Source organism: Glutamicibacter creatinolyticus (assembly GCF_006094275.1).
Lineage (GTDB): Bacteria > Actinomycetota > Actinomycetes > Actinomycetales > Micrococcaceae > Glutamicibacter > Glutamicibacter creatinolyticus.
In genome coordinates this window covers 1,023,793-1,038,748 of the sequence record NZ_CP034412.1, presented here as the reverse complement: position 1 = coordinate 1,038,748, position 14,956 = coordinate 1,023,793, and the positions used below count along the sequence as shown (strand labels likewise).

The following is a 14,956-nucleotide window of genomic DNA, read 5'->3' as shown; positions in this document are numbered from 1 at the left end:
GCGTTTAAACAGGCACCGTGCGCCGGCTCCAGCCCAGGCGCACCGGCCGCGCTGTCCGGGTGATACAGCGTCAGCCCGGGGTGTTCGTTGCGCCGCGATCGTTGCCCACACCGCTGCCGCCCAGTGCCGGTGCAGCGTTCAGGCTTGCCAGCAGCTTCAGCTTTTCCTCGTTCTTGGTACCCGGCTCGGCGGTATAGAACGACAGGTCGTGCCAGGCGCGGCGTGCGGTGGGAAGGTTCACCGACTGATAGGTGAGCTCGATCTCACCGACCTGTGGGTGCTGCAGGGCCTTGGTGCCTTCATGCCGTTGGCGGATCTCGTGGGAGGCCCAGAGCCGGCGGAAGTCGTCGCTGAGCGTTGACAGTTCCCCAATCAATTCGCGCAGCACCCTGTCGTGGGGTTCGCGTCCGGACTCTGCGCGCAGCAGCGCCACGGTCGCGGCCGCACCAGACTCCCATTCCAGGAAGAAGTCGCGGGATCCGGGATCCAGGAAGTGGTAGCGGGCGAAGTTCGCGGCGCCGTGGGCGGTGGTGGTGGAGCTGTCGAACATCGGCGCGTGCAGTGCCCGGGCCAGCGCGTTGGAGCCGATGACGTCCAGGCGCCCATTGCGCACGAACGCGGCCGAGAGGGTCACGGAGTCCAGCATCCACTGCACCGGCGGGGCCAAGGGCACCTCCCGTCGCCGGGTGGCCTTGCGGTGCGCCGGTTTGGCGGCGCGGGCCAGGTCGAACAGGTAACCGCGTTCCTCCTCATTCAGCCGCAGCGCATCGGCCACTGCATCCAACACGTCTTCCGACACCCCGGCGATGTGTCCCTTTTCCAGGCGCGTGTACCACTCGGTGCTTACTCCGGCGAGCACCGCAACCTCCTCACGGCGCAAGCCCGGCACCCGACGGCGAGCGCTGGTGGGCAGCCCGACCACGTCCGGGGTGAGTCGGGCCCGGCGGCTGGCCAGGAAGTCCCTGATGTCTGCGCGATTGTCCATGCCTATAACGGTACGCCGGGCCGGGCACGTCAAGGGGGTGGTGTTTCTACCCCCATAAACCCGATCTCCCCCATTTCTGGCCGCGGCGGTGAAATGGAGGGTGAGAGTATCCCCGAGCAGTCCCAAGGAGCCCGATGTCTGAACGCACCGCGCTGGAATACGACCCGGCCGCCCCCAGCGGCCACCGCCTGTCCCCGGCAATCTATGCCCTGGCCCTGGGAGTGTTTCTCATGGGCACCACCGAGTTCCTGGTTGCGGGCCTGTTGCCGGCGATGGCGACGGACCTGGAGGTGTCCCTCGCCCAGGCCGGGCAGCTGATCACCATCTTTGCCGTGGGCATGATTGTGGGCGCACCCATGATGGCGGTGGCAACCCGGCGCATCGCCCGGCGCTGGACGCTGATCGGTGCACTGGTAGTGTTCGCCGCCGGCCACCTGGTCGCGGCGTTCGCCCCGAGCTTCGCGGTGCTGGGGGCCGCCCGCTTCATCACGGCGCTGGCCACCGGCGCGTTCTGGGCGGTCGCGGCGGTGGTGGCCACGAGCCTGGCCGCCCCCGGAACGTCCTCTCGGGCGGTGGGGGTTGTCAACGCCGGCGGTATGCTGGCCACCGTACTGGGGGTGCCGTTGGGTGCGCTCGCTGGGCAGTTGTTCAGCTGGCGGGGCGCCTTTGTTGGCCTGGCCGTTCTAGCCGCAGCCGCGGTGGCGCTGATTGCCCGGCAGGTCCCGCACCAGCGGCCGCCGCGCCGTCCGGGGCCGATCCGCAGCGAACTGGGAGCCCTGCGTTCGGGGCGGCTGTGGCTGGCCTTGGCCGGATGCGCCGGCGCCACCGGTGGCGTGCTGGCCGCCTACTCCTATATTTCACCGCTGCTCACCGAGAACTTCGCGATGCCCGCGTCCCTGGTGCCGCTGGTGCTGGCCGCGTTCGGCGTCGGCTCACTGCTCGGCTCGCTGTTCGGCGGCCGGCTGGGTGATGCACGCCCGCACACCACCACGATCATTGCCCCGGCGATGACCGTGCTGCTGCTGGTGGCGCTCATGCTGTGCAGCGACGCCCCGGTGGTCGCCACCCTGCTGAGCACCCTGCTGGGCTTGTTCGGCCTCGGGGCCAACCCGGTGTTAATTTCATTGGCGGTGCGCTACGTCGACCGGGCCCCAACCCTGGGCTCGGCGCTGAGCGTCGCCGCGTTCAACGCCGGAACGGCCCTGGCTTCCTGGGCCGGCGGACGGGCCCTGGAGACCAGCGCCGGGACCAACGGCCCACTGATGGTCGGTGCGCTCATCGCGGCGCTCGCCCTGGTTCCCGTGATCGCGCTCGCGATAACGCAGCGGCGCCGCAGCGGCGCACCCTCCTCCGCGGCCAGGAGCTGAGCTCAACCCGGCTTTCATGTTCCCGCTCTTACCCAGTACCGAAATAGTCAACACGAAAAGAGACCCAACATGCGCGCAACACTGATGTACCAGGCCGGCGACGTTCGGATTGAAAACGTTCCCGACTCCCGCCTCGAACAGCCTACCGACGCCCTGGTGCGGGTCACTGCCTCCTGCATCTGCGGCAGCGATCTGCACCCCTACCACTCGATGGAACCACAACCGGTCCCGGTCCGAATGGGGCACGAGTTCATCGGGATTATCGAGCAGGTCGGCACCGCGGTGACGACGCTGCGGCCCGGCGACTTGGTGGTCTGCCCGTTCGCGATCTCGGACAACAGCTGCCAGTTCTGCAGGCAGAACCTCCACACCTCCTGCAGCCACAGCCAAGCTGGCTTCTGGGATGGCGGGGTTCCCAACGAGGGCGGTCAGTCCGAAGCGGTGCGCGTGCCCCTGGCCGAGGGCACCCTGGTCAAGTTGCCGGTCGCCGCGGACTCGGAGCTCATGCCCTCCCTGCTGACCCTGGCCGATGTGCTCGGCACCGGCTATCATGCGGCGGTCATGGGCGGGGTGGCGGCGGGCAGCCGGGTGACAGTGATCGGTGACGGCGCGGTGGGACTGCTGGGGGTGCTTTCGGCCCGGCTGCTGGGAGCCGAGCAAATCATCCTCATGGGCCGCCACGAGAAGCGCACCGCCCTGGGCCGGGAGTTCGGGGCGACCGAGGTGGTCGCCGAACGCGGGGCGGAAGGCATCGCGAGGGTTCGCCAGCTCAGCGGGGGTCACGGCACCGAGGTGGTACTTGAAGCGGTGGGCCACTACCCCGCCTACGAGCAGGCGTACGGCGTGGTTCGCCCCGGCGGGGTCATCAGCCGGGTGGGCGTCCCCCAGTATGAACAGGCTCCGATCGGCTTTGGCAGCCTGTTCCGTCACAATATCCGCCTAGCTGGCGGGCCCGCCCCGGTCCGGGCGTACATCGAGCGGTTATTGCCGCTTATCCTGGACGGCCGGATTGAGCCGGGAAAGGTCTTTGACGTGGCCACCGATCTGGATGGGGTGCCGCAAGGGTACCGGGACATGGCTGAGCGCAGGAATCTGAAGGTGCTGATCCGGCCCTAGCATCGGCACCTACCCGGGCCCGGCGGTGAAGTTAGAACCGGGAGGAGCCGCCGGCCCCGGAGAAGCTGCCGCCGCCTCCGGAATACCCGTGGGAGATCCCGGAAGAGGGGGAACTGGCGGCCTCACGGGATGAGGTCACCGAACTCACCCCGGAGCTGTAGCCCGTGTTGTAGGCCTGTACGCGCCAGAACATGCCGGCCGGGCTGGTCACGTCCAGGATTGAACCGCCGCCGCGCCGCTGCTGGGAGTAGGAGGAGCGTGACTCGCGCATCTTGCGGCGCATGTCCTCCTTCTCGTCATCGTTCTGGGCGTAGGCATCGATCTGGGCCGTGGCAAAGTCCTCCAGTTTCTCAGTCAGCTGCTCGCGCAGCTGCGCCAACCGGTCCAGGGCGGTATCGGCGTCGATCACCTCCGCCTTCAGCTCAGTGCCGATGAACTGTGCCTCGTCCACGGCGGTGTGGCGGAAGGATTCCAGTGCGGCCCCTGCCGCCTCGGTTCCTGCTTCGGCGTCCTTGACCAGCTGCGGAATCTGCTCCAGGTCCTCCAGCAGCGGCGCGGTCTGGGCCCGCCAGGCCGTTTCCCAGGTGGCGGACCGCGTGTAGAGGGCCGAGGCGGCGATGATCGCATCATCGGTGGAATCCAGCTCTTGGGCGGCGGACAGGAAGTTCTCGGTACGTACCACCCCCTGGGCAGAGGAGCGTTCCTTCTTGGTGGCAGCTTCCAATTCCTGCTGTTCGGTGAAGGAGGAGCGGTAGCTGGCGACGAAGTCGGCGAACCGGCGTTCCAGGTCCGCGGCATGGTGGGAGCCCGTGGGCAAGGTCCGGGCCGCCAACTCAGTGGTGTCCAGGTCCATGGTCACGTTCGTCAGGTGCGTCGTCCCCGTCTTCAACTGGTCAGCAAATTTCTTGCGCCGGTTCGAACGCACCTTGGCGACACTGCCCCAAACGATGCCACCCACGCCCCCACCCGCAGCGGTTACCACCCACACCACGGGGTTTTTATACCAGGGCCGGTTCATGAACGCGGCTCCTTCGGTCGCCACCGCAATGATCCCGTCGCTCCAGCGGGCTTGTTTGAAGTCCTCATAACCCGCTTCGTGGATCTTTTCCATCAGCTCGTCGCTGACCTTCCGGTCTTCGCCGAAATAGGTTCCGACCTGCCCGGAGTCCGGGCCCTCAAGGGAAAGGGTGATGATGAAATATCCGTCCGCCCAGTAATCGCCGTGGTCCTCTGGCTTCTGTGAGATCCACTCGGGGTGCGCGGTACGGGCATAGAGCAGTGTCTTGGTGTTGATGTTGTCCGCGTAGTTTCCCTCGCGGGTGTAGACAACAACCTTGGTCGGCTCGTAGAAGTCGACCTCTTCCAGCGCCTCCCGTACCCGGTCCTCGTTGATCACCCCGGCGGTGTCGTTCACCGTCACAGATTCCAGATTTTGTCCGGCGGGAACGGTTACGGCCGGGGCGGCGTGGGCTGCAGGAAGGATCCCCAGCAATCCCAGGGCCGCCACCGCTGAGGCGGCGGCGGTTCGAATCGGGAGGCTGACTTGAGACATTGGGGTTCCCTTCCCAGGCTGCTGACTAGTTCGTGCGGAGGTTGGTCTATCTTCATCCTATCCATAGACGCATATTTGTCACTGCTCTCGACCCGCGAGAACGGCATGCCAGCTTAGGGCACGCTGATCGCCTGCCCCGTGGTAATCGGCAGGAGCGCCACCCGGCATTCAGGGTAGTAACGCGGCAGATCGACTGCCAATAGGCCGCACCACCCGTTTTGCCTAGCGCTCGAGTCAGACAGTGGCTGGCCTTTCCTCTAGACATTAACTAGACGCTTTGCGGTAGCGGCGACAATCCGGGTAGGCAGGCACAACAGGAACAATTCGAGAGTCATCACCGCAGCCGACAGCAGCAGGACGTCCGGGCGGCTGGCAAGCAATAGGGGCTCAAAGCAAACGCCGTGAGCCCCTATTGATCGGTCTAATTATTTACCTAGATCACTACTTTGATCCATTGTTGCCACTGCCCTTCGTTTCCTCTGACAAGTCTGCACGAGTTACTCGTTCACCGGCACCGTTGTAAATCGCATTTGTAACGACTGTCCAACTTGCTCGTGGCCAAGTGCGGAAGGTGATATGTCCGCCGGCAATTGTCACATTGCCCTTACCGTAGGTGAACTGCGCAATATTAGTTCCACCAGCAATTGCGTCAGTACCCTTGGCGTAGCCACTGACTAGCAAATCGCCCTTGGTCGGGTAGGTGGAAACTCGGGCCTTCTTCTCCTTTACAGTGAAAACAGCGTCATTGTTGTACCAAGTTGGCCAATTCTTTGGCATCCCCCACGCTGCCGGCTTCGAAACATCATAGGTCTGGGCAAGCAGTGCACCTGGGGCATTAAACGTCTCCCTATCCTCCGGTCGGATATTCTTGGCCGGTAGATCCAAAGCGCTAATTGCGGTCTCCGATCCGGAGCCCAAAGCGACAAGGTTGCCACCCTTTTTCACGAAGTTTTTCAACTTCTTCGCTCCATCTGGAACGCCCGCCGCCCACGCGAACTCCTCCGGATACTTACTGGTATCGAGTCCCTTTGTTAGCCGCTCCGTTGTAATACCGGGAGCAAGGACGATGGTGTCAAACTTCTTACTGAGATTGTTGTAGTCCTCCGCCTCAACCACCTCGTAATTCATTCCAAATTGATCCATCATCCACATCATCCAACCACCGGGCATGTTGTTGGCACCTCTGACCAAGCCCACGCGGGTGTTCTGCTTCAGCTTGATGGCTGAGGTTTTCGGCATCTTAGAAATCGCATGCACTGGAAGGGCCGTATCCTTCACTGCCTGTTCAAGAGTCTGTCGCGCTTTCTTGCCTGATGGTATTAGCAAGGCGCCCTCGGGCAAGGTTTCCCCTGAAACCTTCACTTTGGAGCTGGCTCGGTATGTGACAACGCCTTCGTCCTGAAGAGCATCAATTATCTTGCCTAGCCCGTAGGAACTCGGCGATAGGACGTAAGCCCCCTTACGGCCGGGGTCCCTGGGCAGCCGCACCGATTCCTGTACGACTTCGCGCACCGATTCCGTTTTTGCTTTGAATTTTGAATCGATGGCTTTCACATCAACCCCGAAGAACAGGGCGAGATTGTCAGTTGTTTCACTGTACGGCATGATCAACGGGCAACCATTCGTACACTTGCGCGCGCTATCCGGATATTCGTCAATTCTCAACAGCTGATCGACCCAGCGGCCCAGTGGTTGCTGAGTCCGGATAATGTAGGCTCCCCTGTCGTATTTCTGCCCGTCGGCGTGGAAGCTCCTCGTTGCACGCTCAATTTCGACCTTGCCCAGATTGAGAATGTTCAGCATCTCGTAAACTGCGTACGGGTCGCGTTGCTCGGCCGGTACGACATACGCGTATGCACTGGCTTCCCAATCGAGAGTATCTCGCGTGAATTGGTAGAGGTTGTTGTAGAGGAAGTCTTGCGCGTCCTCCGCTACCGTGTTCATTCCGCTCAGCGCGGCTTTCACCTGGTAGTCAACGTTCTGCTTGAAGGTCCAAGATGTCGCCCTGTAGGGATTAGGGTTCCGCATTGTCGCAGGTTGGTCATCGAGCTTCTCGTCCTCGAAGGTATAAGCAAGATCCCTATTCGAAGCGATTTCACTGAGCCATACAGATGTGCCCTGAAAAGAACCATAACCCGCGACGTCCGCGTTCCACATGATGCCATACGCATCATCATGTTGGACTCCTGACAAGCCCTCGGCTATCAGGTCCTTTTGTGCTTCCATTCCTACGGAATTACTGCCGGTCACAGTTTTCGGGTCTATCGCAGTCGAGAGTGGTTCATCCCATGGTGGAACCCAAGCACGAGGACTCAGTGTTCCCGCTTGATGCATGTAGTGCTGGACCACCGGGCGATACTTCTGCTCGATTCCTAGCCGTGTGCGCGATTCCTTCTGTGTGTACATGAACCAGTCTCGGTTATTGTCGTGACCAACATACCGGTGATAAAGGTCCGGGTACGTCCGGTTGTACTTAGTCCCCGCCGTTTTGTTGAAGTACTCGACGACCATTTTTTGACCGTCAGGGTTGGCGGATGGAACGACCACGACGACCATGTTGGACAAAATCTTCTTCGTCTCGTCCGAGTCTTCGGTGGCCAGTTTATGGACCACGTTGATTAGCCCCTGAGTCGTTCCTACTTCGGTGGAATGGATGGAGGCCTCTACGTAATAGACAGGAACTGTAGTCTTGGCCAACTCTCTGGCGTAGTCATCAGTTGAAACTCCTTGCTTTTTCGCTTCGGCTGCCAGGGCTTTGGGATCCGCAAGGCGGTTGTTGATCGCTAGGATGTCGTCCAAGCGGTTCAAGTTCTCTTCGGAACTCATTCGGAGAAGGGGATAGTCATCTCCGTCTGTGGTCTGATCAACGACTTCGTAATCAGCCTCCGCGGACTTCTCCGCAATGAGCTGGAAGTACTTCTTAATCGTTTCGAAATCAGCGAGCTTGCCCTCATCTCCAATTTCAAATCCGAAGTAATCAGCCGGTGTGGGAATCCCGGAGATTTTGTTCTCCATGCTCGGTGAAACCGAGAGTTGTGCCCCTGGAACATGTCCTCCGGCAGCCGGTGAAGCCACAAGGCCCACCATGGCGGCAAACGCTATACCGCCTAACACGCGCTTTCGAGCTTTCATTACTTTCTCGCCCTTGAGTCAGCACCTGCACAAGGAGGCAGGTTGTATTTGGATCTGCAGAAAGGTCTGGTAGCCGTATGGCCAAAAATCACGTGATCGAGTCCTTGTGGGACTGTGAACAATCTATGTGAGCCCTGTGAGCACCACAATTGAAAAACGTCTGCGGGTTCTTGGTTTCTGTGAGGTTTTGTCTTCGAGCAGTTTCGGTATCTCTGAAGCAATGTGAGGCATTCGGAGACTGCGCAGCGCCAAGTCATTAGGGGATCATCATCCAACTGGCGTCGAGATCGAACAACTATTAGCGGTACACCGCCGAAACTCGCAAATCAACTACATCGCAAAAATCTATACGCTTGGGGTAAGTACCCCCGCAAGACGGGAATGAAGTGGCGTTTAATCTGAAAAACGCCTTCATAGACGTTTTGAAGCACAGAACGTCTCAGCCCCTAAATTTGCTCAGCGCTAACCATTTCGCATGCTTAATCGTGACGCAAATTCTCCTGTCCCGCTAAACACCTTCCAAATGGGGACTCCACAAATTCACCTTTTGCAGGACGGCTCATCCATTGAAAACGAGTCTGGGACGACGCAAACCTTGCTAGGCGATACTTCTGAGCTCGCTCCATACCTGCTGTAGCACCGTACTTGTTGCTGTTTGGTTAAGTCTTCTCTGGCACGGCACTTTTGGAGCGTCACGCAAAAAGCGCCCTGCACCGCCCCCAATGTGAGGAACGGTACAGGGCGCTATCGCGGATTGCTAGCGCTGCACGGCGCCGAAGCGATCGGCGGCGACCGCCACGGCCGCGGCACGGGCCTCGGAGGCCTCGTCCGCGGTCAGGGTGCGGTCCGTGGCGCGGAAGCGCAGCCCGAAGGCCAGTGACTTCTTGCCGTCCTCGATGCCCTGGCCGGAGTACACGTCGAACAGTGCGATGTCCTCCAGCAGTTCACCGGCGCCCTCGCGCAGGGCGCTCAGCACGTCGCCGGCGACGACCTGCTCATCCACCACCAGTGCCACGTCCTGGGTGGCCAGCGGCTGGGTGGTCATCTGCTCGGCGACAACCACGGCCGGGGCGGCGGCCATCAGGGCCTCGCCGTCCAGTTCCATGGCCACCGTGCGCGCGGGCAGGTCCAGGTCCTTGAGCAGCTGCGGGTGCAGTTCGCCGGCGTAGCCGATCAGTTCGCCGTTCACGCTCAGCGCTGCGGTGCGGCCCGGATGGAACGCCTGGTGCTTGCCCTGGGCGATTTCCAGTTCGGAGCCCAGGATCCCGGCGGCGGTGCGCGCAACATCCAGTGCGTCGGCCCAGTCCCAGGCGCGCGGGGTGAAGCCCACCCCGGCGGCGGCCTCGTGACCGGTGAGCACGGCGGCCAGGTGCCAGGGCTGGTTCGGGATGCCGGCGCGCAGTTCGGCCAGCACCTCATCGCTCGGCTTGGCGCCCAGCGGCGGCAGCACCTTGGAACCGGTCTGCGCTCCGGGCAGGAACACCAGCCCGCCCTCGTACAGCGCCAGGTCGCGGAAGCCGCGGCCGTGGTTGCGCCGGGCGATCTCCAGCAGCCCGGGCAGCAGCGAGGTGCGCAGCAGCCCGTATTCGGAGGAGATCGGGTTGGCCAGCTTCACGCTGGGCACCTCGGTGCCCGCCTCGGGGGTGCCGAACGTGTTGTTCTGCGCGGCCGAGACGAACGGGTAGGCCAGCACCTCGGTCAGTCCGGCGTCGGCCAGGCCCTGCAGCAGGCGGCGGCGCTGGGCCTGGGTGCGGGTCAGCCCGCGCCCGGGCGGGGCGACCGGCAGGGTGGCCGGGATCTGGTCGTAGCCGATGACGCGGGCCACTTCCTCCACCAGGTCCTGCTTGATCGCCAGGTCCGGGCGCCAGGTCGGGGCGATGACCTCAAAGCCCTCGCCGGTGGCGGTCACGGTGCCGCCGATCCCCTCCAGCGCGGAGATGATCTGCTCCTCGGTGTAGTCGATGCCCACCAGGGAGCTGGCGTACCCGGCCGGAAGCAGGATGCTCACCGGTTCGGCGGGGTTGCCGTAGTCGGTGATGTTCGCGGTTTCGGTGCCCCCGGCCAGCTCGACCAGCAGGTCCACGGCACGCTGGGCGGCCACGTCGGCCACATTCACATCCACCCCGCGCTCGAAGCGCTTGGACGCCTCGGAGGGCAGCTTGTGCCGGCGGCGGGAGCGGGCGATGGAGACCGGTTCGAAGTTCGCGGCCTCGATGACCACCCGGGTGGTGGCCGCGCCTACCTCGGTGGAGGCCCCGCCCATGACCCCGGCGATGCCGATCGGCCCGGAGTCGTCGGTGATCAGCAGGTCCTCGGTGTTGAGGGTGCGTTCCTTCTCATCCAGGGTGGTCAGCTTCTCCCCGGCGGTGGCGCGGCGCACCACGATCGGCCCGGCGAGCTTGTCCGCGTCGTAGAAGTGCAGCGGCTGGCCCAGTTCGAGCATCACGTAGTTGGAGATGTCCACGGGCAGGGAGATCGACCGCACCCCGGCCAGCGAGAGCCGGGCCGCCATCCAGCGCGGGGTGGGGCGGGCCGGGTCGATGCCGGTGACCTCGCGGGTGACGAAGCGGGTGCAGCCGGGCACCCCGTAGATCGGGGCGTCGTCCGCAACGCGCACCGGGTGGCCTTCAGCGGCGGCCTGGGTCAGCTTGATCGTGGCGGCCGGGTCGGTGAACTCGGTGCCGGTGGCCAGCGCGTATTCGCGGGCCACCCCGCGGATGGAGAAGCAGTAGCCGCGGTCCGGGGTGACGTTGATTTCCGCGGCCTGGTCCTTCAGGCCGAACAGCTCCAGCACATCGGTGCCCAGTTCCGGGTCCAGCCCCAGGCGGGAGAGCACGATGATCCCGTCGTGGTCCTCCCCGATGCCCAGTTCGCGCGAGGAGGCGATCATCCCGGTCGAGACGTGGCCGTAGGTCTTGCGCGGGGAGATGCGGAAGTCCCCGGGCAGCACGGCGCCGGGCAGGGTCACCACGACCTTGTCCCCGACTTCGAAGTTGTGTGCGCCGCACACGATGCCCTGCACGCCCGAGGGATCGATCCCGTCCCCGGTCAGGGTCTGCCCGGTGCCCTCGGGCACCACGCGCACCTGGCACCAGTTGATGGTCTTGCCGTTCTTCTGCGGCTCCTTTTCCAGGCTCAGCACCTGGCCGACCACGATCGGGCCGTGCAGTTCGTCGGAGGGACGGTGCACGTCCTCCTCTTCCAGCCCGACCTTGACCAGGTCGGCCATCACGTCCTCAGCCGAGGCGTTGGCAGGTACCTGCGCGTAGTCGCGCAGCCATGACAGTGGTACTCGCATTGGGTTAGATCTCCATCCCGAAGTGCTGGCTGAAACGGACGTCGCCCTCGATCATGTCGTGCATGTCGGGCACATCGTTGCGGAACATGAGCGTGCGCTCCACGCCCATGCCGAACGCGAACCCGGAGTACACCTCCGGGTCGATGCCCGCGGCGCGCAGCACGTTGGGGTTGACCATGCCGCAGCCGCCCCACTCGATCCAGCGCGGCCCGCCCTTGGCGCCGGGGTGCCAGATGTCCAGCTCGGCGCTGGGCTCGGTGAACGGGAAGTAGGCAGGGCGCAGGCGGATCTCGGCTTCGGCGCCGAACATCTGCCGGGCGAAGTGCTCCAGGGTGCCGCGCAGGTCGGCCATGGTCAGGCCCTTGTCCACGGCCAGGCCCTCGAACTGGTGGAAGACCGGGGTGTGGGTGGCGTCCAGCTCATCGGTGCGGAAGGTGCGCCCGGGGCAGAGCACGTACAGCGGCACCTCGCGTTCGAGCATGGAGCGCACCTGCACCGGGGAGGTGTGGGTGCGCAGCACCAGGTGCGCGTCGGCCGGTTCGATGAAGAAGGTGTCCTGCATTTCGCGGGCCGGGTGGTCCGGCTTGAAGTTCAGCGCATCGAAGTTGAACCACTCGGATTCCACTTCCGGGCCCTCGGCGATTTCCCAGCCCATGCCCACGAAAATGTCCGCGACACGGTCCTGCAGCACCGACAGCGGGTGGCGGGCGCCCAGCGGGCGGCGCACCGGGGCGGCGGTGACGTCCACGGTCTCCTCGACCAGGATGCGTTCGGCCTCCTCGGCCTGCAGCACCTCGGTGCGCGCGGCCAGGGCCTTGTTCACCTTGCCGCGGGCGGCGCCCACCAGCTTGCCGGCGGCGGCCTTCTCGGTCTTGTCGAGCTTGCCGATCTGCCGGTTGGCCAGGGACAGCGCGGACTTCTCCCCGGTGTGCGCCAGGCGGGCGGCCTTGAGCTCATTCAGGTCGGCGGCCGCGGCGATGGCCGACAGGGCGGCCTCGACGGCGGCGTTCACGCCCTGCTCATCGGTGGGGTGCGGTGGCGCGGCGCCGTCCACCGGCGTTTCTTGGATTGTCTGGTCAGACATGGGGATCTGGTGATCCTTCTCTTCGCTGGTAATTGACTTGTTTCCCATTCTATTGGCAAGGCCCGCCAACGACTGATTCGATGACGGGCCTGATGCGTGAGTGGGCGGTTTTAGTGGGCCGCGGTGTCCTTGGCCTTGGGGGCCATGGCCAACACGATGATCAGGGTCAGCACCAGCAGGGCGCCGCCAAAGACCACGGAGTAGAACAGGGCGTAGTTGGCCTTGCCGGTGGCCTCGTATTCGGTGGCTCCCTGCACCATGTCAAAGGTCACGGTGTGACCCTCGATGGTGGCCGGGCCGGTGGTGGAGGTCACCGAGCCGGGGAAGGTCACCGACATGGTGGCCTTGGCGGCGTTGGGGTCGGTGGAGCCCGGGGCGTTGCCGCGCATGGCGAACTTGAAGCCGTCCTCGGTGGTGCCCAGCTGAACCGGCAGCTCAAAGCCCTGGAAGGCGTCCTGCAGCTGCACGAAGTTCATCGAGCTGACCGTGTTGAAGCGCAGGCCCACCCGGTCCTGGGTCTCGATCTTCTCGTAGGTCCAGTTCTCCCCGGCCATCTGGTCCAGTTGGCGGGTGTCGATCTTGGTGGCCAGCACGTCATCCAGTGAAGCACCCTGCAGCAGGGCGCGGTCGGTGGTCACCTCCACGGTGCCGCTGGCCTTGTCCTGGCCCTCGATGGTGACGTGGGCGTCCGTGTTCACGCAGCCGGCCAGGGCCAACATGGCGGTGAACATCATCGCCAGTACACCTACAAGTTTCTTCACGCGCTCTCTCCTCAGCACAGCCCCATCCAGCGGGCTCGTTCACTAGCGTTCGGTGGTCTTCTTCGCTCTATTGATCCGCCCCGCCGCGCGGGCCGAGCGTTTTTGCTCCTCCCAGCTTACGCGGGTGGGCCCGGTCGCGCCCAGTTCGCCGGGCCCGTGGCGCAGTGCCGGGCGCAAGCGCCTAGGGCCCGACCGGGGCCTTCGCGTCGGCGACGCAGGCCTGCACGATCGGTTCATCGGCCGGGATCCAGGGCACCGCCTGCCACGGCTCGGCGCCCAGCTCCAGCCAGCGCAGCTGGTCGTGTCCGTCCAGCGGGCGCGGGGTGCCGGAGGCGATGGTGGCGAACCACACGCGCATCGCCGCCCGCTCGTTCAGCGCCCAGCCCTGCTCAAGCGGACCGTAGATCTCATCGCCCAGGGTGATCTCGATGCCCAGCTCCTCGCGGATCTCCCGGCGCACCGCTTCCACCGGGTCCTCCCCCGATTCGACCTTGCCGCCGGGGAACTCCCACAGCCCGGCCAGCGCGGCCGGACGGTTGCGCCGGGCGGCCAGCAGCCGGGTGGGGTGCTGCAGCGAGTCGACCAGGGCGATCGCGACGATCTGCTTCAGGCTCATCAGGCTCTCTTCTCGTGTGCTTCACTCAGGCGGTGCCGGGCTGGCCGGGGGTGGGCCCGGGCTGCTCCGGGCTCTGCAGCCCGGCGCTTTCCGGGTCCGCCGGCAGCGCGCGCCGCTTGATGTCCGGTTCGATGTAGATCAGGCTGCGCAGCGGCACCGCGGCGCGGATGTCCTTTTCCAGCCTATCGATGTGATCGGCGATCTGCGCGCCGGTGGCGTCCGGGGCCACCACGATCTTCAGTGCGATCAGCAGCTCCTCGGGGCCCACGTGCATGGTGCGCAGGTGCACCAGTTCGGTGTCCGCGTTGGCCACGGCACCGCGGATGGCCTGCACGTGCGCCTTGCTGGCCGACTCGCCCAGCAGCAGCGAGCGAGTCTCCACGGCCAGGATCACCGCGATCACCACCAGCAGCACGCCAATGGCGGCGGTGCCCGCGGCGTCAAAGCGCCCGTCCCCGGTCAGGATGGTCAGCCCCACCCCGAGCAGGGCGAAGGTCAGGCCCAGCAGTGCCGCGGTGTCCTCCAGCAGCACCACCGGCAGTTCGGGGTTCTTGGTGCTGCGCACGAAGCTGAGCAGCCCGCGCCGCCCGCGGGCCCGGGCGCTTTGCTTGATCGCGGTGCGCAGCGAGAGCCCCTCGGCGATGATCGCGAACACGATCACGGCCAGCGGCACCCACCACCACGGCCCGGTGATGCCGTGCGGGTCGTGGAACTTCTCATACGCCTCGTAGAGGGCGAACAGCCCGCCGGCGCTGAACAGGATGATGGCGACCAGGAACGCGGACACAAAGCGCTCTCCCCCGTACCCGAAGGGGTGCTCGGTGTCGGCCTTGCGCTTGGAGCGGCGCCGCCCGATGAGCAGCACCAGCTGGTTGCCGGTGTCGGCCACCGAGTGGATGGCCTCGGCCAGCATCGAGGAGGATGAGCTGAGCAGCCAGGCCACGAACTTGGCGATGGCGATCGCCAGGTTGGCGCTGAGCGCCGCGATGATCGACTTCGTGCTTTCTTCACTCGCCATTGGCGTCCCTTTCGGCCGTGTACACCT

The 14,956-nt window shown here is 64.6% G+C and carries 10 protein-coding genes; 2 read left to right on the top strand and 8 right to left on the bottom strand.

Annotated features, from left to right (window positions below; genetic code table 11):
• Positions 1-70: 70 nt before the first annotated feature.
• On the bottom strand, positions 71-985 hold the full coding sequence (locus GcLGCM259_RS04760; RefSeq protein WP_138174355.1) for a helix-turn-helix transcriptional regulator: 915 nt from the start codon (positions 983-985) through the stop codon (positions 71-73).
• A 134-nt stretch (positions 986-1,119) separates the two neighbouring features.
• Here GcLGCM259_RS04760 and GcLGCM259_RS04755 point away from each other — a divergent pair, with 134 nt between their 5' ends.
• Both GcLGCM259_RS04755 and GcLGCM259_RS04750 read left to right on the top strand, forming a co-directional pair.
• On the top strand, positions 1,120-2,352 hold the full coding sequence (locus GcLGCM259_RS04755; protein WP_138174353.1) for an MFS transporter: 1,233 nt from the start codon (positions 1,120-1,122) through the stop codon (positions 2,350-2,352).
• A gap of 69 nt (positions 2,353-2,421) precedes the next feature.
• Positions 2,422-3,468: an alcohol dehydrogenase catalytic domain-containing protein gene (locus GcLGCM259_RS04750; RefSeq protein WP_138174351.1), complete on the top strand. Its 1,047-nt coding sequence runs from the start codon at positions 2,422-2,424 to the stop codon at positions 3,466-3,468.
• A 31-nt stretch (positions 3,469-3,499) separates the two neighbouring features.
• Here the strand turns inward: GcLGCM259_RS04750 and GcLGCM259_RS04745 are convergent, their stop codons facing one another.
• The 7 genes from GcLGCM259_RS04745 to GcLGCM259_RS04715 form a co-directional block, all read right to left on the bottom strand.
• Positions 3,500-5,020, bottom strand: a complete 1,521-nt coding sequence (locus GcLGCM259_RS04745; protein WP_138174349.1) for a DUF5129 domain-containing protein — start codon at positions 5,018-5,020, stop codon at positions 3,500-3,502.
• Positions 5,021-5,461: 441 nt separating this feature from the next.
• On the bottom strand, positions 5,462-8,152 hold the full coding sequence (locus tag GcLGCM259_RS04740) for a M14 family zinc carboxypeptidase (protein WP_138174347.1): 2,691 nt from the start codon (positions 8,150-8,152) through the stop codon (positions 5,462-5,464).
• A 757-nt stretch (positions 8,153-8,909) separates the two neighbouring features.
• Positions 8,910-11,450, bottom strand: a complete 2,541-nt coding sequence (pheT, locus tag GcLGCM259_RS04735; RefSeq protein WP_138925921.1) for a phenylalanine--tRNA ligase subunit beta — start codon at positions 11,448-11,450, stop codon at positions 8,910-8,912.
• A 4-nt stretch (positions 11,451-11,454) separates the two neighbouring features.
• Positions 11,455-12,534, bottom strand: a complete 1,080-nt coding sequence (gene pheS, locus GcLGCM259_RS04730; RefSeq protein WP_171021123.1) for a phenylalanine--tRNA ligase subunit alpha — start codon at positions 12,532-12,534, stop codon at positions 11,455-11,457.
• A 110-nt stretch (positions 12,535-12,644) separates the two neighbouring features.
• The gene (locus GcLGCM259_RS04725; protein WP_138174343.1) at positions 12,645-13,295 is read right to left on the bottom strand and encodes an LppM family (lipo)protein; all 651 of its coding nucleotides are present in this window, start codon (positions 13,293-13,295) and stop codon (positions 12,645-12,647) included.
• A 181-nt stretch (positions 13,296-13,476) separates the two neighbouring features.
• Positions 13,477-13,911: a (deoxy)nucleoside triphosphate pyrophosphohydrolase gene (locus GcLGCM259_RS04720; RefSeq protein ID WP_138174341.1), complete on the bottom strand. Its 435-nt coding sequence runs from the start codon at positions 13,909-13,911 to the stop codon at positions 13,477-13,479.
• A 25-nt stretch (positions 13,912-13,936) separates the two neighbouring features.
• Entirely contained in the window at positions 13,937-14,929 is a 993-nt protein-coding gene (locus GcLGCM259_RS04715; protein WP_138174339.1) for a cation diffusion facilitator family transporter, read from the bottom strand.
• Positions 14,930-14,956 lie beyond the last annotated feature (27 nt).